This window comes from Salipiger mucosus DSM 16094, from assembly GCF_000442255.1.
In the GTDB taxonomy this organism is placed as follows: Bacteria; Pseudomonadota; Alphaproteobacteria; order Rhodobacterales; family Rhodobacteraceae; genus Salipiger; species Salipiger mucosus.
The window spans coordinates 973661-997438 of record NZ_KE557273.1; the positions used below are offsets into that span (position 1 = coordinate 973661).

24 protein-coding genes and 2 pseudogenes are annotated in these 23778 nt (G+C 70.0%); 11 read left to right on the plus strand and 15 right to left on the minus strand.

Going from position 1 to position 23778, the window contains the following annotated elements; genetic code table 11:
* From SALMUC_RS04885 to SALMUC_RS04935, 12 genes and pseudogenes are all read right to left on the minus strand, one after another.
* A partial coding sequence (locus SALMUC_RS04885) for an NAD(P)-binding protein (RefSeq protein ID WP_156883384.1) occupies positions 1–590 on the minus strand: 590 nt, incomplete at its 3' end.
* Complete coding sequence (locus tag SALMUC_RS04890; protein WP_020040837.1) at positions 587–1003, minus strand: carboxymuconolactone decarboxylase family protein; 417 nt, start codon at positions 1001–1003, stop codon at positions 587–589. The genes SALMUC_RS04890 and SALMUC_RS04885, both read right to left, overlap by 4 nt.
* A 16-nt stretch (positions 1004–1019) precedes the next feature.
* Complete coding sequence (locus SALMUC_RS04895) at positions 1020–3005, minus strand: FAD-dependent oxidoreductase (protein WP_020040838.1); 1986 nt, start codon at positions 3003–3005, stop codon at positions 1020–1022.
* Positions 3002–3475: an oligopeptide/dipeptide ABC transporter ATP-binding protein gene (locus SALMUC_RS30280; RefSeq protein WP_021119848.1), complete on the minus strand. Its 474-nt coding sequence runs from the start codon at positions 3473–3475 to the stop codon at positions 3002–3004. Before SALMUC_RS30280 ends, SALMUC_RS04895 begins: the two co-directional genes overlap by 4 nt.
* A gap of 89 nt (positions 3476–3564) precedes the next feature.
* Positions 3565–4086: pseudogene (locus SALMUC_RS31765) on the minus strand (ATP-binding cassette domain-containing protein); the annotation flags it as partial.
* Positions 3987–4988, minus strand: a complete 1002-nt coding sequence (locus SALMUC_RS04905) for an ABC transporter ATP-binding protein (RefSeq protein WP_020040840.1) — start codon at positions 4986–4988, stop codon at positions 3987–3989. The pseudogene SALMUC_RS31765 and the gene SALMUC_RS04905, both read right to left, overlap by 100 nt.
* Positions 4985–5893 (minus strand): ABC transporter permease, encoded by a 909-nt coding sequence (locus SALMUC_RS04910; protein ID WP_020040841.1) that lies wholly within the window; start codon positions 5891–5893, stop codon positions 4985–4987. The genes SALMUC_RS04905 and SALMUC_RS04910 overlap by 4 nt, the downstream gene beginning before the upstream one ends.
* Complete coding sequence (locus SALMUC_RS04915; RefSeq protein ID WP_020040842.1) at positions 5890–6903, minus strand: ABC transporter permease; 1014 nt, start codon at positions 6901–6903, stop codon at positions 5890–5892. Before SALMUC_RS04915 ends, SALMUC_RS04910 begins: the two co-directional genes overlap by 4 nt.
* An 85-nt stretch (positions 6904–6988) precedes the next feature.
* A complete protein-coding gene (locus SALMUC_RS04920; protein WP_020040843.1) occupies positions 6989–8554 on the minus strand; it encodes an ABC transporter substrate-binding protein in 1566 nt (521 codons plus the stop codon).
* Positions 8555–8597: 43 nt separating this feature from the next.
* A complete protein-coding gene (locus SALMUC_RS28005) occupies positions 8598–9341 on the minus strand; it encodes a DUF2848 family protein (protein WP_020040844.1) in 744 nt (247 codons plus the stop codon).
* A complete protein-coding gene (locus tag SALMUC_RS04930) occupies positions 9338–10189 on the minus strand; it encodes a TauD/TfdA family dioxygenase (RefSeq protein ID WP_020040845.1) in 852 nt (283 codons plus the stop codon). The genes SALMUC_RS28005 and SALMUC_RS04930 overlap by 4 nt, the downstream gene beginning before the upstream one ends.
* Before the next feature lie 144 nt (positions 10190–10333).
* Positions 10334–11932, minus strand: a complete 1599-nt coding sequence (locus tag SALMUC_RS04935; RefSeq protein WP_020040846.1) for a GMC family oxidoreductase — start codon at positions 11930–11932, stop codon at positions 10334–10336.
* Positions 11933–12040: 108 nt separating this feature from the next.
* On the opposite strand from SALMUC_RS04935, the pseudogene SALMUC_RS31770 reads away from it, so the two are divergent.
* Both SALMUC_RS31770 and SALMUC_RS31505 read left to right on the plus strand, forming a co-directional pair.
* A pseudogene (locus SALMUC_RS31770) lies at positions 12041–12373 on the plus strand (SDR family NAD(P)-dependent oxidoreductase); the annotation flags it as partial.
* Positions 12374–12434: 61 nt separating this feature from the next.
* Entirely contained in the window at positions 12435–12734 is a 300-nt protein-coding gene (locus tag SALMUC_RS31505; RefSeq protein WP_084513890.1) for an SDR family oxidoreductase, read from the plus strand.
* On the opposite strand, the gene SALMUC_RS04945 is transcribed toward SALMUC_RS31505, so the two are convergent.
* From SALMUC_RS04945 to SALMUC_RS04955, 3 genes are read right to left on the minus strand one after another with little or no spacing between them, the layout of a single operon-like run.
* Positions 12731–13357, minus strand: coding sequence for a hypothetical protein (locus SALMUC_RS04945; RefSeq protein WP_020040849.1), 627 nt, complete (start codon positions 13355–13357; stop codon positions 12731–12733). The genes SALMUC_RS31505 and SALMUC_RS04945 overlap by 4 nt on opposite strands.
* A complete protein-coding gene (locus SALMUC_RS04950) occupies positions 13354–14202 on the minus strand; it encodes an alpha/beta fold hydrolase (RefSeq protein WP_020040850.1) in 849 nt (282 codons plus the stop codon). Before SALMUC_RS04950 ends, SALMUC_RS04945 begins: the two co-directional genes overlap by 4 nt.
* Positions 14199–15632, minus strand: coding sequence for an FAD-dependent oxidoreductase (locus tag SALMUC_RS04955; RefSeq protein WP_020040851.1), 1434 nt, complete (start codon positions 15630–15632; stop codon positions 14199–14201). The genes SALMUC_RS04950 and SALMUC_RS04955 overlap by 4 nt, the downstream gene beginning before the upstream one ends.
* A 234-nt stretch (positions 15633–15866) precedes the next feature.
* On the opposite strand from SALMUC_RS04955, the gene SALMUC_RS04960 reads away from it, so the two are divergent.
* The 9 genes from SALMUC_RS04960 (at position 15867) to SALMUC_RS05000 (ending at position 23771) form a co-directional block, all read left to right on the plus strand.
* Positions 15867–16385 (plus strand): TRAP transporter small permease, encoded by a 519-nt coding sequence (locus tag SALMUC_RS04960; RefSeq protein WP_020040852.1) that lies wholly within the window; start codon positions 15867–15869, stop codon positions 16383–16385.
* Positions 16386–17678 (plus strand): TRAP transporter large permease, encoded by a 1293-nt coding sequence (locus SALMUC_RS04965; RefSeq protein ID WP_020040853.1) that lies wholly within the window; start codon positions 16386–16388, stop codon positions 17676–17678.
* Between the two features lie 61 nt (positions 17679–17739).
* A complete protein-coding gene (locus SALMUC_RS04970; protein WP_020040854.1) occupies positions 17740–18732 on the plus strand; it encodes a TRAP transporter substrate-binding protein in 993 nt (330 codons plus the stop codon).
* Between the two features lie 32 nt (positions 18733–18764).
* Positions 18765–19100 (plus strand): hypothetical protein, encoded by a 336-nt coding sequence (locus tag SALMUC_RS04975; protein WP_020040855.1) that lies wholly within the window; start codon positions 18765–18767, stop codon positions 19098–19100.
* A gap of 47 nt (positions 19101–19147) precedes the next feature.
* Positions 19148–20215: a class I SAM-dependent methyltransferase gene (locus SALMUC_RS04980; protein ID WP_020040856.1), complete on the plus strand. Its 1068-nt coding sequence runs from the start codon at positions 19148–19150 to the stop codon at positions 20213–20215.
* Complete coding sequence (locus SALMUC_RS04985) at positions 20215–20943, plus strand: SDR family NAD(P)-dependent oxidoreductase (RefSeq protein ID WP_020040857.1); 729 nt, start codon at positions 20215–20217, stop codon at positions 20941–20943. Before SALMUC_RS04980 ends, SALMUC_RS04985 begins: the two co-directional genes overlap by 1 nt.
* Positions 20944–20977: 34 nt before the next feature.
* Complete coding sequence (locus tag SALMUC_RS04990) at positions 20978–21481, plus strand: hypothetical protein (protein ID WP_021119850.1); 504 nt, start codon at positions 20978–20980, stop codon at positions 21479–21481.
* Positions 21478–21831 (plus strand): hypothetical protein, encoded by a 354-nt coding sequence (locus SALMUC_RS04995; protein WP_020040859.1) that lies wholly within the window; start codon positions 21478–21480, stop codon positions 21829–21831. The genes SALMUC_RS04990 and SALMUC_RS04995 overlap by 4 nt, the downstream gene beginning before the upstream one ends.
* Positions 21828–23771 (plus strand): oxidoreductase, encoded by a 1944-nt coding sequence (locus SALMUC_RS05000; RefSeq protein ID WP_020040860.1) that lies wholly within the window; start codon positions 21828–21830, stop codon positions 23769–23771. The genes SALMUC_RS04995 and SALMUC_RS05000 overlap by 4 nt, the downstream gene beginning before the upstream one ends.
* Positions 23772–23778: the final 7 nt, after the last annotated feature.

Below are 23778 nucleotides of genomic sequence, written 5' to 3' on the forward strand. Positions count from 1 at the left end.
GCCGCGCGGTCCTCGCGCCCCCGCGACAGGATCGCGGCGTCCGAGGGCCACCAGTGCCAGCCCAGCCGGTCGAAGGCCTGTGCAAGCCGCGTCGTCCCGTCGCAGAGCGGTAGCGGCGGCGCCGGGCGCGGCGCGCGCGGCGGGTTGCCCGGGTCGCCCGCCAGCCCCGAGACGCCCATCATCGCGTCGTTGAGATCGTAGAAGGGCACGAGGTCGTCGTAGCTCAGCGGCCAGTCGTCCCCGACGCCCTCCATCGTCCCCCGCCGGAAGTCCGAGGGCCGGAAGCGCGGGAAATGCGCGCCCCAGCGGATGGTGCTGCCGCCCACCGCGCTGAAGATCGCGGGGGCGATGTCGCTCTCGCTGTCGTCCACGGGATAGTCCGCGGGCGCCTGCCGGACGTTGGGATTGTTGTTGAAGCTGGTCTGCAGCGCCAGCTCCCACTCGGTGCGCTGGTTGGGCGCGCGGCGCTGGTCGACGGGGCCGCCCGCCTCCAGCACCACCACCCGCAGGCCGGGCGCGGCGGCGGCGAAGGCAAAGGCGAGACCCGCCGCGCCCGCGCCCACCACCACGATATCGGCCGTCCCGGTCATGTGTTCGCGGCTTCCTCGGGCACCTCCTGGTCGACCCAGCCCTCGCCCTTCTTCATCTCGTTAAAGGCCCGGCAGGTCGCCTCGAAGGCGGGGATGCCGGCGGGCAGGGCGGCCATGAAGGCGGCCTCGTAGACCTCCTTCCAGGTCGCGCCGTTCTGGATCGCGCGTTTTGAGGCCCATTCCACGCCCTCGCGGTCGCCCTTGATCGCGGTGGTCACGCCCACCAGCACGAGGAAGCGCGTCTTGAGGTCCAGCGCGCGGCCCTCTTCCTCGCCGAAGATCGTGTAGGAGGCGAGGTTGCCGTAGCGCTTGAGGAATTCCGGGTTCAGCTCGGCGAGGTATTCGTGCACCGGCAGGGTGTAGCCACGGACGTCGCGGATCTTGTCGAGTTCGGCCTTGCCTTCGGGGGTCATTGTCGGGGTCCTTTCGTTATATCTGGCGAGCGGCAAGCTCGCCTTCCTTGATTGCGTCGTTCACCCGGCGCGGCGCCATGGCGTCGCCCACGAGGTGAAGCTCCATCTTTCCGTCGAGCGCGTGAAAGAGCGCATCGTTGGCCGTGCCGCCCTGCACCATGACCACCATGCCGATGCCTTGCAGGGTCTCGGTCTCGCCGGTGTAGAGGTCGCGCAGGGTGACGCTGTCGGGGGTGATCTCCGTCAGCTCGCGGTCCACGTGAAAGCGCACGCCGAGCCGGCGCAGCATCCCGTGCACCTTGCCCCAGTCCCGCGACGAGGCGAGATCGGGCGAGGGCTGGCCAAGCTGCGTGACGAACTCCACGACGGCGCCCCTTCGGGCGAGGTATTCCGCCGTCACCGCGCCCTGGCGCCCGCCCATCGTGTCGAAGACGAGGGCCCGCGCGGGAATGTCGGGGTCGGTCTCCAGCATCCGCCCATAGGGCATGACATGGGGCAGCTCCGCGCCGGGCAGGGCGGGGCCGCTCCACTTCTCGGGGCGCAGCATCGTCCAGCCATGCGCGAGGCCGGTGGACCCGGCGGCGATCACCGCCGCGTCGAAGTCCTTCAGCGTGTCGGCCTCGGCCCTTGTGCCCAGCCGGATCTCGGCATCGGTCTCGCGCAGGCGTGCCTCGAGGAAGTCGACGATCCCCACCAGCTCGCGGCGGCTGTCAGCCTTGGCCCACCAGCGCACCTGCCCGCCGAGACGCTCGCGCGCCTCGAAGAGCGTCACCGCGTGGCCGCGCCGCGCCAGCGTCCAGGCCGCGCGCAGCCCGGCGGGCCCGCCGCCCACCACGGCCACGCGCTTGCGCGCCGGGGTCTCGCCGATGTCGGTCTCGTTCAGCTCCAGCTCGCGCCCGGCCGAGGGGTTGTGGATGCAGCCGATGGCGGCATGGGCGAATATCGTGGACATGCACCAGTTGGCCCCCACGCAGGGGCGGATCTGCTTGCGCCTTCCGCTGAGGGCCTTCTCGCCCCAGTCGGCATCCGAAATCAGCTGCCGCGCCATCCCCACGAAGTCGAGCTTGCCGTCCCGCAGGTAGCCCTCGGCCTCGTCCGGATCGACGATGCGGCCCACGCCCACCACGGGCAGGCTGACGGCCTTGCGCACCGTCTCGGTCGCATCCAGCTGGAAGCCGTGCTCCTCGGGCGAGGTCGGGTAGATCTTCATCCGGTCGATGTAGGTGCCGTGACTCATCGACAGGTAGTCGATCAGCCCCGTCGCCTCGAACCGCGCGGCCAGCTCGGCCCAGTCGTCGGGGCGCAGCCCGCCCTCGTGCCCGTCGTCCGAGTTGATCCGCATGCCCATGATCATGTCCGGCCCCAGCTCCGAGCGGCAGGCATCCAGGATCTCGACCACGATCCGCATCCGGTCCTCGAGCGTTCCGCCATAGGCGTCGCTCCGGGTGTTGGTCGCGGGCGACAGGAACTGGTTCAGCAGGTAGCCGTGCGACATGCCGTGCACCTCGACCCCGTCGAGCCCGCCCTCGCGCGAATATTTCGCGGACAGGCGATAGCCCTCGATGATCTCGGCGATGTCCTTGCCGGTCATGACATGCGGCATCTCGCGGTAGACGCCGCAGGGGATGGAGGAGGGCGCCCAGACCGGCAGGCCGTTGGTCACGCCGTTGGTCTGCCGCCCCCGGTGCCAGGGCTGCGAGAGCAGCAGGGTGCCGTGCTCGTGCACCGCGTCCGCCAGCTTCTGGTACTCGGGCACCATGCGCGGATCGAAGGCAAAGGCCTTGCCCTTGTAGGGCTGCGTCGTCGGGTGGGCCGCCATGGCCTCCATGGTGATGACCGCCGCGCCGCCTCTGGCGCGGGCGGTGTAGTAGGCGATGTGCTCCTGGGTGAAGAGGTGGTCCTTCACCAGCAGGGTCGCGTGGGCGGTCATCCAGATCCGGTTGCGCGCGGTGCGCGGACCCAGTTTCAGCGGGCTGCCAAGCAGCGGGTAGTCGGATGTCATGCGGTTTCTTTCAGCGGGAGCCTGTTGTCGCCCGTCGTCACGCGGATGCAGCGCACGCGGTGGTCCTCGGCCAGCCGGTCGGGAACGATCGTGCCGGTGCGGCACTCGGGCCTGACCAGCGGGCAGCGCGTCTGGAACGGGCAGCCCGGCGGCAGGTCGATGGGCGAGGGCACCTCGCCCTCGAGCACGTGGCGCCGCACGACATGGCCGGGGTCCGCCGGCATGTGCGCCGACAGCAGCGCCTGCGTGTAGGGATGCTCCGGCGCCTCGAAGAGCCGGTCCGCGGGTCCTTCCTCGACCACCTGGCCCAGGTAGAGCACCGCGACCCGCTGGCTGATGAGCCGCACCGTGCCAAGGTCGTGGCTGATGAAGAGCATCGCCGCCCCGGTCTCGGCGCGGATCTCTTCCAGCAGCTCGAGGATGCCCGCCCGCACCGACAGGTCCAGCGACGAGGTCGGCTCGTCCAGCACGATGAGCTTGGGGTTCGTCGCGATGGCCCGGCGGCGATGCAGACGCGCTGCAGCTGCCCGCCCGACAGCCCCGAGGGCGTGCGGCCCAGGGCGGCCGGGTTCAGCTGCACCCGCTGCGCCAGCGCCTCGACCCGCGCCTCGCGCTCGGCGCGCGACAGGTCCATGTGCAGCTTCAGCGGCTCGGCGATCAGCGCGCGCACCGTCATGCGCGGGTTGAGCGCGCTCCAGGGGTCCTGGAACACCATGGTCATGTCGCGCCGCATCGGCCGGATCTGCTTGGCGGGGATCCGGGTGATGTCCTTGCCCTGGAAATAGACGCGGCCCTCGGTCGGGTCGGTCAGGCGCAGCACCGCGCGCCCGAAGGTCGACTTGCCCGAGCCGCTTTCGCCGACCATGCCCATGACCTCGCCGGGCCGGATGTCGAGGTCGACGCCGTTGACGGCGCGCACCGCGCGGCCGCCGCCGAGCGGAAAGGCCTTGGTCAGGCCGGTGACGGAAAGAACGGGCTGGCTCATTCGGCAGGCTCCTGCGCGCGGTCGAAGGCGCCGGCGAAATGGCACAGCGCCCTGTGCCCCGGCGTGGTCTCCAGTTCGGGCGGGGCGGCATGGCATGCGGCGCCCGCAAAGGGGCAGCGCGGCCGGTAGTGGCAGCCCTTGGGCAGGTTGTAGAGATCCGGCGGCGGGCCCCCGAACTGCACCGACCGCTCCCCCGAGCGCAGCCGCTCCGGCGTCGCGGCGATGAGCCCCGCGGTGTAGGGATGCGCCGGGTTGCGGAAGACCTCGCGCACCGGGCCGCGCTCGACGATGGCCCCGGCGAACATCACCGCGATCTCGTCGCAGAAATGCGCCACCACGCCCAGGTCGTGGGTGATCAGCAGCGTCGCCATGTCCAGCCGCGCCACGAGGTCGCGCAGCAGGTCGAGGATCTGCGCCTGCACCGTCACGTCGAGGCCCGTCGTCGGCTCGTCCGCGATCAGCAGCTTGGGCGCGTTCATCAGCGCCATGGCGATCAGGATGCGCTGGGCCATGCCGCCCGACAGCTCGTGCGGCCAGGCGCGCGCCCGGCTCCTGGGGTCGGGGATGCCCACCGCCTCCATCATCTCCAGCGCCCGCTGCCGCGACGTCGCGACAGGTCCGCCGCTATGCACCTGGTGCGTCCGCACCAGCTGGTCGCCCACCCGCGTCAGCGGATCGAGCGAGGTGCGCGGGTTCTGCACGACCATGGCGATCTCCGCGCCGCGCACCGTGTTGAGCTCGTCGTCGCTCATCGCGGTCAGCTCGCGCCCGTCGAAGACGGCCTTGCCGCCGACGACCCGGGCCGGGGGCCGCAGCAGGCCGGTCACCGACTGCGCGGTCAGCGACTTGCCCGCGCCGGTCTCGCCCACGATGCCCAGGATGCGGCCCCGGTCGATCGAGAAGGAGACGTCGTTCAGCGCATGCGCCACGCGCACCCGGTTGTCGATATCGCGCGAGATGAAATGGGTGCGCAGCCCCTCGACACTCAGCAAGCTCATTTCGCAGCCCTCCTGCGCGGGTCCATGACGTCCTGCAGCCCGTCGCCGAGCAGGTTCAGCCCGAAGACCATCAGGATCAGCGCGGTGCCGGGGAAGACGCCCACCCACCACTGGCCGGTGACCATGAACTCGGCGCCCTGACGGATCATCGCGCCCCATTCCGGGGTGGGGGCCTGGATGCCCACGCCGAGGAAGGCCAGCGTGGCCGAGATCCGCACCGCCCAGGCCGCGCGCACCGCGACCTGCGCGAGCGCGCCCTGGATGGCGTTGGGCAGGATGTGCACGAAGAGGATGCGCCAGGTCGGGTTGCCCGCCGCCACCGCGCCCTCGACGAAGACCGAGGCCCGCAGCGACAGCACCTCGGCGCGCACCACGCGGGCAAAGACCGGGCTGTCCAGCAGCCCCAGCACGAGGATCACGTTGAACAGCGACTGCCCCGTCGCGGCCACCACGGCGAGCGCCAGGATGATCGACGGAAAGACCCGCAGCCCGTCGAAGAAGCGCATCAGCACCTCGTCGAGATAGCCGCCGCGATAGCCCGCGATCAGCCCCACCGGCACGCCGATGACGACCGAGAGCAGCACCGCCGGAATGGCGATGCCGAAACCGAAGCGCGCGCCGTAGATCACGCGGCTGAAGACGTCCATGCCGTTGCCGTCGGTGCCGAACCAGTGCTCGGCCGAAGGCGGCTGGAGGATGCGGTCGGTGTAGGAGGCGACGGGATCGTGCGGCATCAGCACGCCCGAGAACAGCGCCAGCAGGGCGAAGAGCACGATGAGGGCAAGCCCCGCCGCGCCCGTGGGGCTCAGCCGCGCAAGGCCCACGACCCGGTCGCGCAGGCGCGGGGGCGCCTCGGCGGCGGTCTGGGTCTCGTGGCGGGGGTCGGTGGCGTCGGCGGTCATCATGTCAGGTCCGAACGGGGTTCCATGAGGTAGACGAGGATGTCGATCACCAGGAAGACGATGACCGAGAACAGCGCGAGCGCGAGCACGTAGCCCTGCACCGCGGTGAAATCCCCGCGCGAGATGGCGTTGAGCCCGTATTGCCCCAGCCCGCCCCAGGCGAAGACGTACTCGATGAGCGACATCGTCCCCACGAGGCCGGTGATCTCGGTGCCCACGTAGGTCAGGATCGGCACGCCGGAGTTGCGCAGAACCATGCGGCGCACGACGCGTTCCGGCAGGCCGGTGGCGCGGGCATAGCGGATCGGATCCGAACTCAGCACGTCGAGCGCGATGGCCCGCGTCTGCTTGATGATCGGCGCGGCGGCGATGACCGCCATGCAGAGCACCGGCAGCACCATCTGCGCGAAGGCCGAGCGCGCGGCCTCCCAGTTGGCCTGCAGCAGCCCGTCGATCAGGTAGGAGCCGGTGATCGTCGGCGGCGGCGAGACCAGCAGGCTGATCCGGCCCATCGCCGGCGGGGCCCAGCCCAGCAGGTAGAAGAAGACGAAGATCGTCACGAGCCCCAGCCAGTAGGTCGGGATCGAGAAGCCCAGCAGCGACAGCACGCGGCTCACCTGGTCGAAGCGCCCGTTCGGCCGGAAGGCGGCGCGCAGCCCGACCGGGATGCCCACCAGCGTGCCAAGGCCCACGCCCCAGAACAGCAGCTCCAGCGAGATGACGGCGCGGCCGAGGATGTCGTCCAGCACGGGGCGGTTCGACAGCCAGCTCTCCCCGAAGTCGCCCTGCAGCACGTTGCCGGCGTAGATCAGGAATTGCCGGAACAGCGACTGGTCCAGCCCCAGTTCCTCGCGGATGGCCGCGAATTCGGCCTCGGTGGCGGTGGGGCCGGCCAGCTGGCCGACCGGGTCGAGCCCGCCCACGCGCACCAGCATGAAGGTGATGAAGACCACCCCCACCAGCAGCGGGATCACCATGAGGGCGCGGCGGAGCAGAAATCGGAACGTGCGCAAGGCCGGGGAATCCTGTCAGTCGGTCAGTCGGAAGAAAGGGCCGCGCCCGCGGCCGCAGGGCCGGGGCGCGGCAGTCGGGGAGGGGTCACTCGGCGGTGAGGTCCGCCCAGCGTTCATGCTCGTCCGGGTAGTAGACCCAGCCGCTGATGTTCGGCGCCATGGCCTCGAAGGTCGCGGGGTAGGTCAGCAGCACCCAGGGCGCGTTCTCGGCCCAGATCTTCTGCGCGTCGTCCATCAGGCCCATGCGCGTCTCGGTGTCCAGCTCCTCGCGCGCGGCGTCGATGTCGGCATCCAGCTCCTCGTTGCGGAACTTGGCGCGGTTCGACACGCCCTCGGAGTGCGACATCAGGTACATCGAGTAGACCGGGTCCAGCACGATCGGCCCGTCTTCCCAGGTGAAGAAGCACAGGCTCTGCTCGCCCGGCGCGGTCTTGGCGCGCATCTCCGAGGCGGTGATGCGCTTGGCCGCGGCGTTCACGCCCACCTGCTGCAGCATGTCGGCCACCTGGATCGCGACCGGCTCCTGGTGCCAGAAGACGTCCGAGTAGAGCACCTCGATGGTCTCGGAGTCGTCGTAGCCCGCTTCCTCGAGAAGCGCCTGCGCCTGCTCGGGGTCGTAGTCGTAGGTCCAGTATTCCTGGTGCGACCCCTCGATGATCGGCGAGACGATCGACCCGGCCAGGTCGGCCTGCCCGGCAAAGACCGCCTCGTTCAGCGCGTCGCGGTCGATGGCGTAGTTGAAGGCCTGCCGGATCTTCACGTCGTCGAAGGGCTCGCAGGTCGGGTTCATCCGCACCGCCGCGACCGAGCGGCTGGTGGCGCGCTCGACCTTGACCGCGTCGTCGGCCTGCATGTCCACGACCTTCTGGATCGAGGGACGGTCGATCCAGTGCACCTGGCCCGCCTTCAGCAGCGTCACGCGCGAGGCCTCGGAGGGCACCTCCTTGTAGATCACCCGGTCGAAGTAGGGTGTCTCCTTGAAGTAGTTCGGGTTCGCCACGAAGATCGCCTGGTCGTCCGGCACCAGCCGCTCGAGGTGATAGGCCCCGAAGCCTGCCGTGTTGTCCTGCATCCACTCCAGCGCCCAGGGGTCCTCGTCGGTGACGTGCTTCTTGACCTCGGTGGTGTCGTAGACGCCCGGCACGTAGAGCGTCAGCGCGTTGAGAAAGATCGACGAGGGCGCCGAGAGGTTGAACTGCACCTCGTATTCCGAGATCGCCTCGACCGACTCCACGTTCGACACGCGGGCGATGAAGTTGCCGGTCCGTTTCTGCTCGAAGCTCTTGTTCCAGCCCCATTCCACGTCGTCGGCGGTCAGCTCGTTGCCGTAGGGGCTCATCACGCCCTCGCGCAACTTGAACACCCAGGTCTTGCCGTCCTCCGAGGTGGTCCAGCTCTCGGCGAGGTGCGGCTCGACCTTGGTGGCGTCGAGCGTCAGCTCGCCGTCGACCTCGATCTTGGGATAGCGCACGAGGTTCTCGTAGACCTGCGTCACGACGTTCTGCGTCTGCGCGCGCAGGGCGTCGCCGTCGAAACCTTCCGGCGCCTGCGGCGAGGCGAGGATCATGGTCTCGGCAAGCGCCGGTGCCGCGAGCGAACAGGCGGCGGCGCTGGCGAGAAGGGTCTTTCTGAGACGTGAAGTCCGGGTCATGTCTGGTCTCCCTGGTGGAAAAATCGTTATCTTTTTTATGAAGTTACGCGGCGTTCCCGCGTTGCGGGTTGAAGAAGGGCACTCGGAAATCGGCATGGACCTCCGACAGGATGTCCACGACGTCGTAGCTCGCGGACAGGCGCCGCCCGCTGCCCGGCGCCTCCATCTCGTAGGCCCACTTGCTGCCGTAGCCGAGCGCCTTGTCGACGCTCACGATGGTCCCGCAGAACACGAGGAAGTCGCGCTCGGGCAGGCCGGGCACCCGCTCGCGCAGCAGCGAGATGATGTCCTCCGGGCGGATGAAGGCCTTGACCCCCACCTCCTGGTAGAGCCGCCCGTCGACCCAGGACCGCAGCATGCAGTCGTCCCAGCTGTTCTGGATCTCGGCATAGGGCCAGAACTCGGGCACGAGGTGGTTGGCGCAGGCCTGCTTGGAGCCGGGGATCGAGACCGTCTCGAGCGCGCGGTCGGTGTGGTCCGAGCCCACGCCCACGTAAAGCTCGTCGCCCATGTAGAGCACGATCTCGACCTCGCCCGAGGTCATGTCGCTCTGCACGAAGAGCTCGTCCTCGGTCGTGATCGCGTCGAGCGAGATCGGATAGATCCGCGGCGCCGGCACGTCGAAGGCGATGTGAATGCCCGACTTCGCCACCTCCTGCTGGTGCGCGACGGCGGTGTCCGGGTCGCGCGTGGCGGAGCCCAGATTGTACATCCGCGCCAGCGGCAGCTCCGCCTCGGTGACGGTGCCGTCCAGCGACGCGATGCGCGCGGTCAGGGTGCGGCTCATGCGAATTCCTCCATGTCGAGAGCGACCGGGTCCGTGCCCGGCCCGATGTGGCGCCGCCACATCCAGAAACGTTTCAGGGTGCGCCCGCCCGATCCGGCGGCGAAGGCCTCGCGGCCGTGCAGCAGCACGAGGTTGTTCAGCAGCAGCAGCTCGCCGCCCTTCACCTCCAGCACCGGCATCCGCTTCGTCGGCCCCTCGCTCGGCCAGACATGCGCCTGCGGGGCGCGGAAATGGTAGGTCTCGAAGAGCAGCGGCAGCAGGTCGGGCCGCTCGGCGGCGACTGTGTCGTGGATCGTCCGCGCCGAGATCAGCGTGCTCTCGCCGCCCTCGGCCGCCGAGCGCACGCAGTACAGCGCAAGGTAGTCCGGCGCGCGCGGCTCGAGGCAGCCGTTGTCGGAATGCTTCGGCGAGCGCTTCGGGCTCGCGCCGATGCGGGTGGGATCGCCGTTGGGCATCCCCTTGTCCGACACCGTGAAAAAGCGCCGGTCCTGTCCGATCCCCTGCCGGATGATCGCGCCCATGTAGTTGCAGATCGCCCAGGCGACGATCTCGCTCTCGGTCTCGTCGTAGGCGCCCTCGGGAATGCCGCTCACCACCACGAAGCCCGCGCCCGCGTCCAGCCGGCGGCGCAGCTCGGGCACGTCGCGGGCGAGGGCGGGAATACGGAAATCCTCCTGCTCGACGGTATCGATGGTCAGCCCGTTCTCGCGCGCCAACGCCAGCGCGGCGTCGATCTGCGCCAGCGCCTCCGGGGGCAGGGTATACCGCAGCGCGCCGGTCTCGAGCGTGTCGCGCGTCCAGCGACGCGCGTCAGGGTCCGTCTCGGGGATGCGGCGCGGCTCGGTCATGGTGAGTCTCCCTGCGTTACGAGTCGAAGCTTACAAGAGACTTGTATTAAATAAATACCAAAATTGGTTTTTGGGTAATCCCGAGCGGTCAAGCATGAAATTATCTGAAATTTGACTGATTTACGGTCTCCGGGCGCGCGGCCCTCAGGCCGCCCGGCTGCGCCGCGTCTCCGCGATCCGGTCCGCGAGTCGCAGCGCCAGCGCCTGCAGCGTGTTCGTCGGGTTGACCGCCGCCGCCGTCACGAAGGCCGAGCCGTCCGCGACAAAGAGCCCGGCCACGTCATGCGCCTCGCTCCAGCGGTCCAGCACCGAGGTCTCGGGGTCCTCGCCCATCCGCGCCGTCCCCATGAGGTGAAAACCCGCCTGCGGGATGCTCTCCATCTCGATGAAGTCCCGCGCGCCCGCCTCCTCCAGCACCTCGCGCGCCCGGGCGCGGCCGTGCGCCAGCGCTGCCTTCGCCGCCTCGGGCACTCGGTAGACCATCTTTGCCGCCGGCAGCCCGTCCGATCCCGCGATCCGGTCCGACAGCACGATCCGGTTGGCCTCGTCCGGCATGTCGTCCGAGCACACCGAGAGGCTCACGGCATGCCCGAACTGCCGCGCGAACGCAGCGTGATGTGCGCCGCCCCAGGGCATGCGCCGCCCCAGCGCGCCGTTCGCGGTCAGCGCCGGGCCGACCGTGCCCATGACCTGCAGCTTGAAGCCGCGCTTGAAGGGGCGCGCCTCGTCGGTCTCGTAGAAATGGTGGCTCACGACCGGGCCCGCGGCAATGCCGCGATGCCCCTCGACCACCTCGTCGAAGATCCCCGTCACCCGCGCCATCGGGTGCAGCATCAGGCGCCGCCCCACCAGCCCGCTGCGGTTGGCCAGCCCCGCGCCATCGCCCGAGGCCAGCAGCAGGCGCGGCGTCTGGATCCCGTTCGCGGCCAGCACCACCACCGGCGCCATGTGCCTGTGACGCAGGCCCTCGTCGTCCAGCCAGGCCACGCCGCAGGCGGCGCCGCCGGCGCCGGTCAGCACCTCGGTCACCCGCGCGCCGGTAATGACCTTCGCCCCCAACGCGATCGCGGCGGGCAGGTAGTTGAGGTCGGTCGCCGACTTGGCGCGGCGCGGGCAGTGCAGCTCGCAGGGGCCGCAGCCGTTGCAGCGCCCGGCGTTCGGCCCGGCCGGCCCGGTGTTGATCGCGATCTCGCCGCTCCACCACGACCAGCCCTTGCGGTTGAAGGCCTCCGCCACCCGCCGCGCCCCGGGCGAGAGCCCCACCGGCGGCAGCCGCGGCGCGTCATGCGGCGGGTAGGCCGGGTGCCCGGGCACCCCGGCCACACCCATGATGGCCTCGTTCTCGTGGTAGTAGGGCGCCAGCTCGGCGTAGCTCACCGGCCAGTCGTCGCCCACGCCGTCAAGGCTCCGCGTGCAGAAATCCGAGGGGTGGAAGCGCGGGAAATGGCAGGACCACATCACCGTGCTGCCGCCGACCCCGTTGAAGTAGAGCGGCTTGATCTCGCTCTCCGCGTCGTCGACGGGCTCGTCGTCGGGCCCCTTGCGGATGTTGGGATTGGGGTTCCATCCGGTCTGCCGGATCACCTCCCAGTCGGGCGAGGACGCGGGGCTGTCGGCGGGGTCGACCCAGCGGCCCCGCTCCAGCACGGTGACGCGGAAGCCGTGCCGCGCGAGCCGCCAGGCCGCAGCGGCGCCCGCCGCGCCGGCACCGACGACAAGGACGTCGCTTTCCGTGTCACGCATATTTCTGTCCTCTTGATAATACAGATTTTGATGACAGTATGGATACAGAAGATCAGATCAATCAATCGGGAATGTCGCCGTCCGGCGGAAATTTCGAGGAGTAGGACCATGACCAAGGCGCTGATCGTGACGGGCGCGGCGGGGGGTATCGGGGCCGCCATCGCGCGGCGGGCCGCCGCCGACGGCTTCGCGCCGCTCGTCCTGATGGACCGCGACGAGGCGGCCGTGACCGCCGTCGCCGAGCAGACCGGCGGCCTGCCGATCGCCCTCGACGTGACCGACGCCGGCTCGGTCACCGCCGCCTTCGACCGCGCCCGCGAGGCCGCGCCCGGGGTCTACGGGCTCGTCACCGCGGCGGGCGTCGTCGACAACGGCAAGCTCGCCGACCTCGACCTCGCGCAGTGGAGCCGCGTGCTGACCATCAACCTCACCGGCACCTTCCTGTGCTGCCTCGCCGCGCGCGACATGCTCTGCGACGGCGGGCGCATCGTGACGCTGCGTCATCACCGGCACCGCCTACGCCGCCTCCAAGGGCGGCGTCGAGGCGCTGACCAAGAGCATGGCGCAGGAGCTGGCCCCCCGCGCGATCACCGTGAACAGCGTGGCGCCCGGCGCGGTGGAAACGCCCATGCTCGCCGCCCATCCGCCCGAGAAGAAGGCCGCCATGTCCGCCACCACCCCGCTCAAACGCATGGGCCGCCCCGAGGAGATCGCGGGCGCCGTCTCGTGGCTGCTGGGCGAGGATGGCGGCTTCGTCACCGGGGCGGTCATCCCGGTGAACGGCGGCTTGCGGATGGACTAGGGCAGCCGGTCGGGCGCGGCGATCAGCTCGGCGCGGCAGGCCAGCGTCGCTTCCGCCGCCGGCGCGGCATCGCCGTAGCCCGCGCTCATCCAGTCGAGCCCCAGCGGATTGCCCTCCGAGGTCGGCGTCAGCCAGGCCTTGTCCGAGGCGCCGCCGAAATGCTTGTGCAGCACGCCCTCGACCTGCCAGCGCACGTCGCCCGCGCCCTCGGGCAGGGCGCCCGTTCCGGCCGAGAGCGTCAGCCGTGTGTCGCGCCCCGGAGAGACCGTGCCGACCCGCCGCATGAGGTAGGCGTGGCGCAGCACCGGCGGCGCCTCGCCGCGCCCGTAGCCCCAGAGCTTCAGCCAGTTCCTGCGGAATCCGTCGAGGTCCGGGTTGAACCAGACCCGCTCGAGGTCCTCCTCCGAATCCAGCCCCTGGAAGTCGAAGTAGTCCCAGGCCGGCGCACCGCCCTCCAGCATCTCGCCGATGCGCCAGTTGGCATAATGCCCGGTGCCGGGAATGGCGTTGAAGAAGGGCATGTCGACATCGCGCAGCCATTGTGAATAGCCGCGCGGCTCGGCGTCCGGCGGCACCGTGTAGGCGATGAAGATGACCAGCGGACAATGCTCGAGCGCGCTCATGCCGTCTCTCCCAGGAAGTCGTCGATCACGCCGGCCATGTGCGCGTGGTGCTCGGGATCGCTCCAGGCTGTCAGCTCGGCCTTGCGCGCGCCGGGCACCAGCGCGGCGACCTCGTCGAAGTACTCCCACAGCATGTCCGAGCTCGAGCAGACCACCAGCGCGGGCTGGCTCAGCAGCGGCAGCCGCTCGCGCTTGGGATGGCGAAAGGCCGCCCGGTAGGACAGGTGATAGGTCCGCAGCGCCTTCAGCACCTCGACGGTGAAGTCGTGCATGTAGTCGTCGTCGGGCAGCCCGTCGGGCAGGCGGCCCGCGGCGGTCCGGTTGTAGTAGGGCCAGAACAGGTGCTGGTCGCGGCAGAAATGCCAGACCTTCATCAGGTGCGTGGCCTCGGCATCGGGCGCGATCTCGCGCGCGTAGCGGTCCAGCACCTCCGACTGCAGACCCCCGGAATAAAGGCCCATGCCGTCGATCACGATCCGCCGAACCCGCTCCGGGTGGGCGATGGCGATCTCCATGGCGATGGAGGCGCCGGTATGGCTGCCGTAAAGGTCGAAGGTCCCGGGGGCGAGGGTGTCGATGGCGGCAAAGGCGGCCTCGGCCAGGTCCGGGATGCCCGGTTCCGGCAGGTCCAGCGCCTCGGAATCGCCGTTGCCCGGCGTGTCGGGCGCGATCACCCGGCGGCCGCGTGCCGCCAGCTCGCCCATCAGCCCCTCGAGCTGCTTGGACGAGCCCGGCGACTGGTGGATCGCCACCAGCGGAACGTCCGCCTCGGGCCCGGCGGTGCGGTAATGGATCTGGCGGTCGCCGGTCTCGGCAAAGCCGCGGCGGATTCGGGTCACGGTCATTCTGCGGTCGTCTCCATCGCGGCCACTCCCAGCCGCTGGCCCAGCCAGCGCCCCAGCGTCAGCGCCGGCGTCACGCTCATCCCCGAGATGAAGCCGCGCCCCGAGAGGGTCGAGCCGCCGATGGCCTCGCCCACGGCATGCAGCCCCTCGATCGGCGTTCCGTCGGCGCGGCGCACGGTCAGCGTCTCGTCCACGTCGATCCCGGCGGGCGTCTTGAGCACCATGCCCCGCATGCGGATCGCGCGCAGGCCCGGCCCCCGGATCGCGCGGGGCAGGTGGGTGCGGCCCATCCGGTCCGGCCCGCCGTCGGCCACCGCGCGGTTGTAGGTGCACAGCGACTGCCCGAGGATCGAGGGGTCCATGCCGGTCCGCGCGGCCAGCGTGGCGATGTCGGGGGCGCTGACGAAATCGTCGCGCCGCGCCCAGGCCTCGCTCAGTTCCTCCTCGGTCCAGCCGGGCAGCAGGGGCGGGGCCTCGGCCAGCACCGCGTCGTCGAAGACGCACCAGAAGGCCATGTCCGAAAGCCCGTTCAGCGCATGCTCGCGGTTGTCTACCGAGGGGTCGTCCTCGCGCACGAAGCGCGCCCCGTCGGTGGCCAGATGCAGCTCCCAGGGCTGGCGGACCTGCGGCGTCAGGCTGGGCATCTGCCGCCAGACGATGCGGTTGCCCCCGGCCTCGTGCGGGATCCCGGCATAGGTCGGCAGGAACAGGTCCTGCCCGCGCAGCCCGGCGCCCGCCGCCTCGGCCATCTCGATGCCCGAGCCGTCCGAGCCCGGCATCGCGGCGGTATAAAGCGCGCGCCCGCCGGTCATCCGCGCGAACAGCTTGGCGTTCCCGCCATAGCCCCCGGTCGCGAGCACCACGGCGCCGGTGCGCACCTCGCTTGCGCCCTCGGGCCCCTCGAGCGTCAGACCGCGCACCCGGCCGTCCTCGATCCTCAGCCCCGTCGCGCGGGTCGAGAGCCGCAGCTCGGCATTGGGCCGCGTCATCGCGGCCTCGAACAGCGGCCGCGTGACCTTCAGCACCGAGACGCCGCCCTCGACGCCCCAGTAGGTGCGCGCCTCGCGGTAGGCCTCGTGCAGGTGCAGGATGGCGGGGCAGGCGGGGTCCATGTCAAAGCCGTTCTCCATCAGCCAGTCGATGGTCGCGCCCTGCCGGGGCAGCGTCACCTCGAGGATCTCGCGCCGCCCGGTGCCCCGGTTGATGCGCTCGATGTCGGCCAGGTGCGCCTCGGCGCTGTCCGCGATTCCATGCGCGCGCTGCAGCTCCGATCCGGCGCCGGACATCTGCCCGAGACTGACGTGCAGCGTGCCGCCGACCTGCGGCTCGGCCTCCACGACCAGCACGCGCGCGCCGGTCGCGACGGCCTCGATCGCGCAGGGCATCCCGGCCGTTCCCGCGCCCACGATGACGATGTCGTATCGCTCCATCCGGAGACTCCTCCATGGGTTCGTCCGGGCCGCCCAAATTTTCCGCGAAAGCAGCGGCGACGCGGGGGTTCGTCCAAAAAAATCGTAGACAACCTGTTCCATTTATAAGACATTAAGTCAACGACAAGAGATACAATTTAGCTGACTGATGGGACGCCTCGGCGCGCATGGGTCAGGAACTGCGCAAAGACCCGGCAAGAGGTCTTGCGCCCAGCAACAGGGGGTTGTGTCGAGATGAACGTGCCGGGTGTCTTTGGTGTCTTCTGCCGGGCGGGGGCGGTCCTGTGCGGCCTGCTGCTGCTCGTCTTCACGGGGCTGGTCCTCTACTCCGTGGTCATGCGCTACCTCTTCACCGCGCCGCCCATGTGGGGAGAGGAGCTGCCCAAGCTGCTGTTCGTGTGGATGATTTTCCTCGGGGCGGGCTTTGCCTACTTCGGCGGTCTCAACATCCGCATGACCGCGCTCATCGACCTCGTCCCTCGCGGGCCGCGCCGGGTGATCGAGATCGCGATGCACCTCACGGTGGTGGCGATGCTGCTGGGCGTGCTCTGGTACTCCGTGCCGATCATCAAGCTGACCTCGCGCTCGGTCTCCTACGCGACCGGCCTCTCGGAGGGCTGGAAGTTCTGGGCCCTGCCGATCGGCGCCAGCCTGCTGCTCATCAACGAGGCAGTCCGCCTCCGGCGGCTCTTCCGGGGCGAGGTCGACGAGCCCGTTGCCATCGGTCCCTCACCGAACCGGGCGGACGACTGAATGCTCCTCGCGATCTGCATCCTCCTGCTCTTCGTCCTTGTCATGCTGGGCATGGACATCGCCTTCGCCGTCGGCACCGCGGCGCTCGCCTTCATCACCGCCAGCCAGTTCGATGCCCGCCCGGTGAACCCGGTGCTCTTCACCAAGACCATCACCTCGGGCGTCGACAGCTACGCCATGCTGGCGATCCCCATGTACGTCCTCGCGGGCGAGCTGATGACCAAGGCCGGCGTCACCCGCCGCCTGATCGACTTCGCCGCCTCCCTGGTCGCCCACCGCCCCGGGGGCCTGGCGAACGTCGGCATCACCTCGAACCTCTTCATGGCGGGGATCTCGGGCTCGGCCGTGGCCGACGCCGCCGCCACCGGCTCGATCCTCGTGCCCGAGATGCGCAAGCGCGGCTACGCGCCGCGCTACGCCGCCGGCGTGATCTCGGCCGCCGCCGCGATGGGGCCGATCATCCCGCCCTCGATCCTCTTCATCCTGCTGGCCTCCATCGCCAACCTCTCGGTGGGCGAGCTCTTCATCGCGGGCATCCTGCCGGGGCTGCTGATGTACTTCGGCCTCATCGGGATGAGCGGCTTCATCGCCCGCCGCAACGGCATCCCGCTCGAGCCCAAGGCCAGCTGGGAGGAGCGCAAGAAGGCGATCCGCGCGGGCATCCTGCCGCTCGGCGCGCCGGTCATCATCATCGTCACCAAGGTCGCCGGCATCGCCACCCCGACCGAGGCCGCCGCCATCGTCGTCGCCTACACGCTGGTGATCGGCTTCCTCGTCTACCGCGACATGACCCTGCGCGACCTCATGGACGGGCTCATTGCCGCCGCCATGACCACCGCCGTCATCATGATGACCGTGGCCTTCAGCCAGATCTTCGGCCAGATCGCCGTGCTCGCGGGCCTCGGCCGGCTGGTGCAGGAGCTGCTGCTCTCGATCTCGAACAACCCCTACGTGCTGTTCCTCATCATCAACGTGATGCTGCTGATCCTGGGCACCTTCCTCGACGCCATGCCGCTGATGCTGATCCTCTCGCCGATCTTCTTCCCGCTGATGACGGGCCTCGGCGTCGACCCGGTGCACTTCGGCCTCGTCATGGTCTTCAACCTCGTGCTGGGGATGATCACGCCCCCCATCGGGCTCAACCTCTTCGTCATGGCGCGGATCTCGGGGCTCGGCATGCTCGACGTCTTCCGCGGCGGTCTGCCGTTCTACGCGGTGCTCTGGGCGGCACTCATCCTGCTGACCTACGTGCCGTGGATCACCGTCCTTCTTCCCTCTCTTCTGATGCGATGAGGGGGCAACCAGACGCCGGGTCAACCGGCCACTCAACCCGTACCAACAGGAGCTTGGACCAATGACCTTCAACATCTCTCGTCGTGGACTGATGGGCGGCGCCGCCGCGATGGCCGCCATGGGCAGCCTGCCGATGCGGGCACGTGCCGCCACGGTCTTCCGCTACGGCAACGCGGGCGGCCCGCAGACCGTCTCGAACACCTTCAACGCGGCGCTCTCCGAGGCGCTGGCCGAAAAGACCGACGGCGAGATCAGCTTCGAGATCTTCGCCGGCACCCTCGGCGGCGAAAAGGACCTGATCGAGTCCATGGCCCTCGGCAGCCTCGACATCTACAACGGCGCCTACACCGGCACGCCGGAATTCGACATCCTCTATTCGCCCTACTTCTTCCGCGACGCCCAGCACGCCAAGGCCGTCATGTCGACCGAGATCGGCGACATGGCCAGCAAGGCGCTCTCCGAGCGCTACGATTCCAAGCTGCTCGGCGTGGGCCGGCTCGGCTCCTACAACCTGATGCTCAAGGATCCGATCGAGAGCCTCGAGGACCTCAAGGGCCGCAAGATCCGCGCGCCGCAGATCAAGGGCTGCATCGAGGCGCTCGACTTCTTCGGCGCGATCCCGACGCCCATCCCCTTCAACGAGGTCTACCTCTCGCTGCAGTCGGGCATCGTCGACGGCGTCCTGACCGCCCTCAACCCCGCGGTGCAGTTCAAGTTCTACGAGGTCTGCAAGCACGTCGTCGTCCCCGACTTCGGCCTCGCCCTCGACAAGGAGGTGATCTCCAACGCCGCCTGGAACTCGATGACGCCCGAGCAGCAGGAGATCATGCAGACCACCTTCGACGAGCTCGAGGTCACCGACTACTACGAGGTCGGCGTCGCGCAGAAGGACAAGGACTTCGCCGCCTGGGCCGAGGCCAACGGCGACGACGCGCTGATCGACCTCGATGCCTCCGGCCTCGTCGAGCAGATGGGCCCCGTGAACGAGCGCCTCGCCAACGAGACCTTCGACGAGGGCGCCTGGGAGACGATCAACGCTGTCGAGGCGTCCTGATCCCGCGACCTGACTGACAAGGAGGCCCCGCCATGGGCATGATGCAACACCCCACCGGTCTGCCGATGAAACCCGAGCAGACCTTCTTCAAGGACCCGGCCATCGACCGTCTCCTGGCCATGATCATGACCATGGCGGCCGAGCTGAACGTCACCCGCGACCGGCTCGCCACCATGGAAATGCTCATGGCCGAGGGCAAGCCGGTCACGCCGCAGGCGCTCGACGCGTTCGAGCCGACGCCCGAGCAGGCCGAGACCCTCGCCGCCGCGCGCCAGTCCTTCAGCGACGAGCTGATGTTCTGCACGCTCGGCATCGAGGCCTCGCTCGGCGCGCCCGAGGACGGCGTGGACCAGTTCAACAAGGAATGACCCCGGTGGGGGCCCTCGGGCCCCGACCGTCCCTCACGGAGACGACGATGTTCGACGATATCCCCCGGAACCGGCCTTTCGACGCCTACCAGGCCTTCGTTCTCGACTGCAAACTCTACTGGACCCGCCAGATCTTCCCCGAGCTGCGCAAGCGCTACGCGGCCCAGGGCGGCGCGCCGCAGACCGGCGCCGATGTCGCCGAGATGATGGCCGACGACACCACCGCGCAGTTCTTCGGCTGGTACGAACGCCACCTCCAGCGCATGAAGTATTCCGGCCAGCGCGGCCTCGCGGTGCACTATTCGCATTATCGCGAGGAGATCGCGGCGGGCCTGAACGCCGAGGTGCCCGAGCGCCTGCTCGACATCGACCCGGCCTTCGAGCAGCCCGAGTATTACACCAACATCGACATCCACCAGCACCCGGGCGGCGTCTGGTCGGACGAGATCGCGGGCTACGTCTACGAGCGCGGCGCGCAGTCCACCGCGCCGATGATAAAGAAGCACGCGAGCCTCTGGGACCGCGTCAAGATGCAGGCGATGGAGCGCGCGGGTCCGGACGTTCGCCGCGTGGTCGACCTGGGCTGCGGCTTCGGCGCCTCGACCCTGCCGTTCTACGCCGAGAGCCCCGAGATCGACGTCGTCGGCATCGAGCTGTCGGCCCCCTGCCTGCGCCTCGCCGCGCAGCGCGCCGCCGAGGCGCAGGCCCAGAACGTGCTCTTCAAGCAGGCCGACGCGATGGACACCGGCCTCGAGGAGGGCACCTCGGACATCGTCACCTCGACCATGATGCTGCACGAGATGCCGCCCTCGCACATCAAGGGGGTCTTCAAGGAAAGCCACCGCCTGCTCAAGCCGGGCGGCGTGTCGATCCACCTCGACTTCCTCGTGCGCGACGATCCCTTCAAGGAATACGTCCACTACGGCCACTCGGCCCGCAACAACGAGCCCTTCATGGTGCCGCTCAACAAGATGGACGTGCTGCAGGCCCACAAGGACGCCGGCTTCGACGATGTCGAGATCGTGCCCTTCGAGGAATTCGACGGCGCGCTCGATCCCTCGATGACCTCCTGGCGCTTCCCCTGGACGCTCATCATCGCCCGCAAGTCGGCCTGATGGGCGCTCTCGTCGACCTGGGCGGTCTGCGCCTGCTCGTGATGGGCGGCGCGGCCGGGATCGGGCAATCCTGCACCGAGCTGGCCCTCGCCGCGGGCGCAAGCGTGGCCGTCTCGCATCTCCCCGGCGAGACGGCGCCGGTCCCCCATGCCTTCGTCTGCGACGTCACCGACGCGGCGCAGGTCACGGCGGCCGTCGACGGCGCCGCCGCGGCGCTGGGCGGACTCGGCGCGGTGATCCTGACCGCGGGCATCTTCGATCACCGCGGGGTCGAGGAAACCTCCGACGAGGACTGGGCGCGCATCGTCGCGCTCAACCTCACCGGCCCGTTCCACGCCGGCCGCGCCGTGGCGCCGCATTTCCGCGCGGCGGGCGGCGGCTCGCTGGTGCTCTTCTCCAGCCAGATCGGCCTCGTCGGTCACCGCCGCGCCACCGGCTACGCCGCCACCAAGGGCGGCGTGAACGGGCTCACCCGCACGCTCGCGATCGAGTTCTCGGCCTTCGGCGCGCGCTGCAACGCGGTCGCGCCGGGGCCCATCGAGACCCCCATGACCGCCACCGCCCGCTCGGACCCCGAGCGCGCGAAGAAGCTGCTCGAGGCCGTGCCGCTGGGCCGCTTCGGACGCCCCGAAGAGATCGCCCGCACGGCGCTCTTCCTCGCCGCCCCGGCCTCGGCCTACGTGACCGGGCACATCCTCGTCGCCGACGGCGGCGTCACCGCCATCTGAGGACAGCCATGACCCGCCGGATGACCCCTATTACGTGCAGGAGGACGACACCCTCGACGAGATGGCCGAGGTCCTGAAGCCCGCCCTCGACTTCGAGGAGGGCGACATCGAACGCCTCTCGCCCGAGGCGAAGAACCTCTTCTCGGGCCGCCGGCACCTCGGCATCGACTGGCTCGACCGCTACGAGATCGTGGTCGAGGTCACCGCCGCCCCCGGCGGCTGCGGCTGCGGCATCGCCGAGGGCCAGCGCATCGTCTTCGACATGCGCCACAAGGTGAAGCCCGAGCTTTCCGACGCGCCGCTCTGCGTGCACCTGATGTCGCCCGTGCTGTCGATCTTCTACATGACCTTCGACCGCGCCGCCGAGGGGCTGAACCCGCTCACCTGCATCTGGCAATACGTCGAATGCCCGATGACCGGCGCCGACCACGGCGCGGGCAAGGCGCTCGCGCAGGTCCACATCCGCGACGCGCAGACCCACGAGCCCGTCACCGACCGCCACCCGGCGGGCTCCGACGCGCGGGAGGACGCGCAATGAGCCTGCCCAACGCCATGACCCCCGAGGACCTGCGCCTCGTCGCCACCGTGACCCGCGCCTTCCACTGCGCCAACAAGATCCACGAGGACGAGACCTTCGTCTTCGACCACAAGGGCCGGCTGCTCGCGGACCAGTCCAGCGCCAACCTCTGCATCGGCATGATCTGCAAGCTGCAGCCCGCGCTCATGATGGCGCAGGACCGGCTGGCCGAGGGGCTGCACCCCGTGGGCCGCTACGCCCATTTCGACTGCTTCGACACCGGCATCGACCACGGCGGCACCGGCAAGGTCTACGTCGAGATGTCGCTTGTCGACGCGCGCACCGGGCAGGAGGTCCCCAAGCCGGAATGAGCCGCTACGACCGCGTGATGCAACCCTTCGACCTGGCCGGCGTCGAGGTCCGCAACCGCATCTTCCTGCCGGCCCACACCACGAATTTCGGCGTCGACTTCCTGCCGACCCGGCGCCACGTCGCCTACCTGCGCGAACGCGCCCGCACCGTGGGCCTCGTCATCGTCGAGCCGCTGCGCGTGCACCGCACCTCGCTGGGCCGCTCCGGCGGACTCTCGGGCTCGGACCGCCGCGCGCTCGACGGGCTGCGCCGCATCGTCGAGGCGATCCGCGAGGAGGGCGCCCGCGCCTTCGTCCAGATCACCCACGCCGGCCGCCACGGCCCCAACGACACCCACGGCCTGCCCGCATGGGGCCCCTCGGCGATCCCCTGGGTCGCGGGCGGCGAGATCCCCCATGCCATGACCCGCGCCGAGATGACCGAGGTCCGCGAGGCCTACCTCGAGACGGCGGGCCTTGCCGCCGAGGCGGGCTTCGAGGGCATGGAGGTGCACATCGGCCACGGCCACCTGCTGCACCAGTTCCTCTCGCCCGCCGCCAACGCGCGCGAGGATGACTACGGCGGCTCGCTCGAGAACCGCCTGCGCTTCCCGCTCGAGGTGGTCGAGGCCGTCACCCGCGAGATGCAGGGCATCATGCCCGTCGGCCTGCGCACCAGCGTCGACGACGTCCAGCCCGGCGCCCTCGGCCCCGAGGAGCAGCGCGAGATCACCGCCCGCGCCGTCAAGGTGCCGGGCGTGGCCTTCTTCAACGCCTCGGTCGCGGCCTACCAGTGGCCCTCGATCGGCCACCACGTCGCCGACATGGCCCATCCGCCGCATCCCTTCCGCGACCTGACCGAGGCCCTGCGCCCGGTCATCGGCAAGCTGCCGCTGCTCACCGCCAACCGCTACCGCACCCTGGCCGAGGCCGAGGACACGCTCGCGCGCGGGAGCATCGACATGGTCGGCATGAACCGCGCCCACATGGCCGACCCGCAGCTCATCGACAAGGCGCTCGAGGGCCGCGACGACCAGATCCGCCCCTGCGTCGCGCACAACTTCTGCATCGGGCAGGTGGGGGCGCACCGTCCCATTTCCTGCATGATGAACCCCCGCGTCGGCCGCGAGGACCACTGGTCCGAGCAGCCGCCCCGCACCATGTCGCCGCGCCGCGTACTTGTGATCGGCGGCGGTCCCTCGGGGCTCGAGGCCGCGCGCCTCGCCGCCCTCGCGGGCCACGAGGTCACGCTCCGGGAACGCGCCGTGACCCTTGGCGGCGTGCTCAACGTGGCGGGCACAGGCACCGGGCGCAGCGACCTGCACCGCATGCGCGACTGGCTCACCGGCGCGGTCCGGCGCGCGGGCGTCACCCTGCACACCGGCTCCGAGGTCACGCCCGAGGCCGTCGCAGCGGCACGCCCCGATACGGTCATCCTCGCCTGCGGCGCCGCCCGCAGCGCCGCGCCCCTCGCGGGGCTTCCGGCGCTGACCGCCGACCGGGCGCTTTCCATGCCGCGCGACTGGGAGGGCAGGCGCGTCGCGATCCGCGACGACGAGGGCTCCTGGGCCACGCTTTCCGTGGCCGAGACGCTGGCCGCCGCAGGGGCCACGGTCGAGATCTTCCAGGCCTCGACCACGCCGCTCTGGGCGGTCTCGCTCTATTCGCGCATGACCGCGCTCGAACGCCTCGCCGCCGCGGGCGTCACCTTCCGCCTCGGCCACGTCCTCACCGGCGGCGCCGACGGCATGCTCGAGGCCACCATCCCCATGCAGCAGCGCGCGCAGGGCTTCGGCCCCTACGACACCCTCGTGCACGCCGCGCCCGGCCGGGCCGCCACCGCGCTGCAATCCGCGCTCGAAGAGCGCGGCCTGCATCCCCTCACCATCGGCGACGCCACCGCGCCCCGCACGCTCTTCGAGGCGATGCAGGACGCCAACCGCATCGCCCGCGTGCTCTAGAAGGACA

Excerpts from the sequence above, each read along its gene's own strand:
- SALMUC_RS04890 (WP_020040837.1), bottom strand. The coding sequence starts at position 1,003 with ATGACCCCCGAAGGCAAGGCCGAACTCGACAAGATCCGCGACGTCCGT.
- SALMUC_RS04895 (WP_020040838.1), bottom strand. The coding sequence starts at position 3,005 with ATGACATCCGACTACCCGCTGCTTGGCAGCCCGCTGAAACTGGGTCCG.
- SALMUC_RS04905 (WP_020040840.1), bottom strand. The coding sequence starts at position 4,988 with ATGAGCTTGCTGAGTGTCGAGGGGCTGCGCACCCATTTCATCTCGCGC.
- SALMUC_RS04910 (WP_020040841.1), bottom strand. The coding sequence starts at position 5,893 with ATGATGACCGCCGACGCCACCGACCCCCGCCACGAGACCCAGACCGCC.
- SALMUC_RS04920 (WP_020040843.1), bottom strand. The coding sequence starts at position 8,554 with ATGACCCGGACTTCACGTCTCAGAAAGACCCTTCTCGCCAGCGCCGCC.
- SALMUC_RS28005 (WP_020040844.1), bottom strand. The coding sequence starts at position 9,341 with ATGAGCCGCACCCTGACCGCGCGCATCGCGTCGCTGGACGGCACCGTC.
- SALMUC_RS04930 (WP_020040845.1), bottom strand. The coding sequence starts at position 10,189 with ATGACCGAGCCGCGCCGCATCCCCGAGACGGACCCTGACGCGCGTCGC.
- SALMUC_RS04935 (WP_020040846.1), bottom strand. The coding sequence starts at position 11,932 with ATGCGTGACACGGAAAGCGACGTCCTTGTCGTCGGTGCCGGCGCGGCG.
- SALMUC_RS04945 (WP_020040849.1), bottom strand. The coding sequence starts at position 13,357 with ATGAGCGCGCTCGAGCATTGTCCGCTGGTCATCTTCATCGCCTACACG.
- SALMUC_RS04950 (WP_020040850.1), bottom strand. The coding sequence starts at position 14,202 with ATGACCGTGACCCGAATCCGCCGCGGCTTTGCCGAGACCGGCGACCGC.
- SALMUC_RS04955 (WP_020040851.1), bottom strand. The coding sequence starts at position 15,632 with ATGGAGCGATACGACATCGTCATCGTGGGCGCGGGAACGGCCGGGATG.
- SALMUC_RS04960 (WP_020040852.1), top strand. The coding sequence starts at position 15,867 with ATGAACGTGCCGGGTGTCTTTGGTGTCTTCTGCCGGGCGGGGGCGGTC.
- SALMUC_RS04965 (WP_020040853.1), top strand. The coding sequence starts at position 16,386 with ATGCTCCTCGCGATCTGCATCCTCCTGCTCTTCGTCCTTGTCATGCTG.
- SALMUC_RS04970 (WP_020040854.1), top strand. The coding sequence starts at position 17,740 with ATGACCTTCAACATCTCTCGTCGTGGACTGATGGGCGGCGCCGCCGCG.
- SALMUC_RS04975 (WP_020040855.1), top strand. The coding sequence starts at position 18,765 with ATGGGCATGATGCAACACCCCACCGGTCTGCCGATGAAACCCGAGCAG.
- SALMUC_RS04980 (WP_020040856.1), top strand. The coding sequence starts at position 19,148 with ATGTTCGACGATATCCCCCGGAACCGGCCTTTCGACGCCTACCAGGCC.
- SALMUC_RS04985 (WP_020040857.1), top strand. The coding sequence starts at position 20,215 with ATGGGCGCTCTCGTCGACCTGGGCGGTCTGCGCCTGCTCGTGATGGGC.
- SALMUC_RS04995 (WP_020040859.1), top strand. The coding sequence starts at position 21,478 with ATGAGCCTGCCCAACGCCATGACCCCCGAGGACCTGCGCCTCGTCGCC.
- SALMUC_RS05000 (WP_020040860.1), top strand. The coding sequence starts at position 21,828 with ATGAGCCGCTACGACCGCGTGATGCAACCCTTCGACCTGGCCGGCGTC.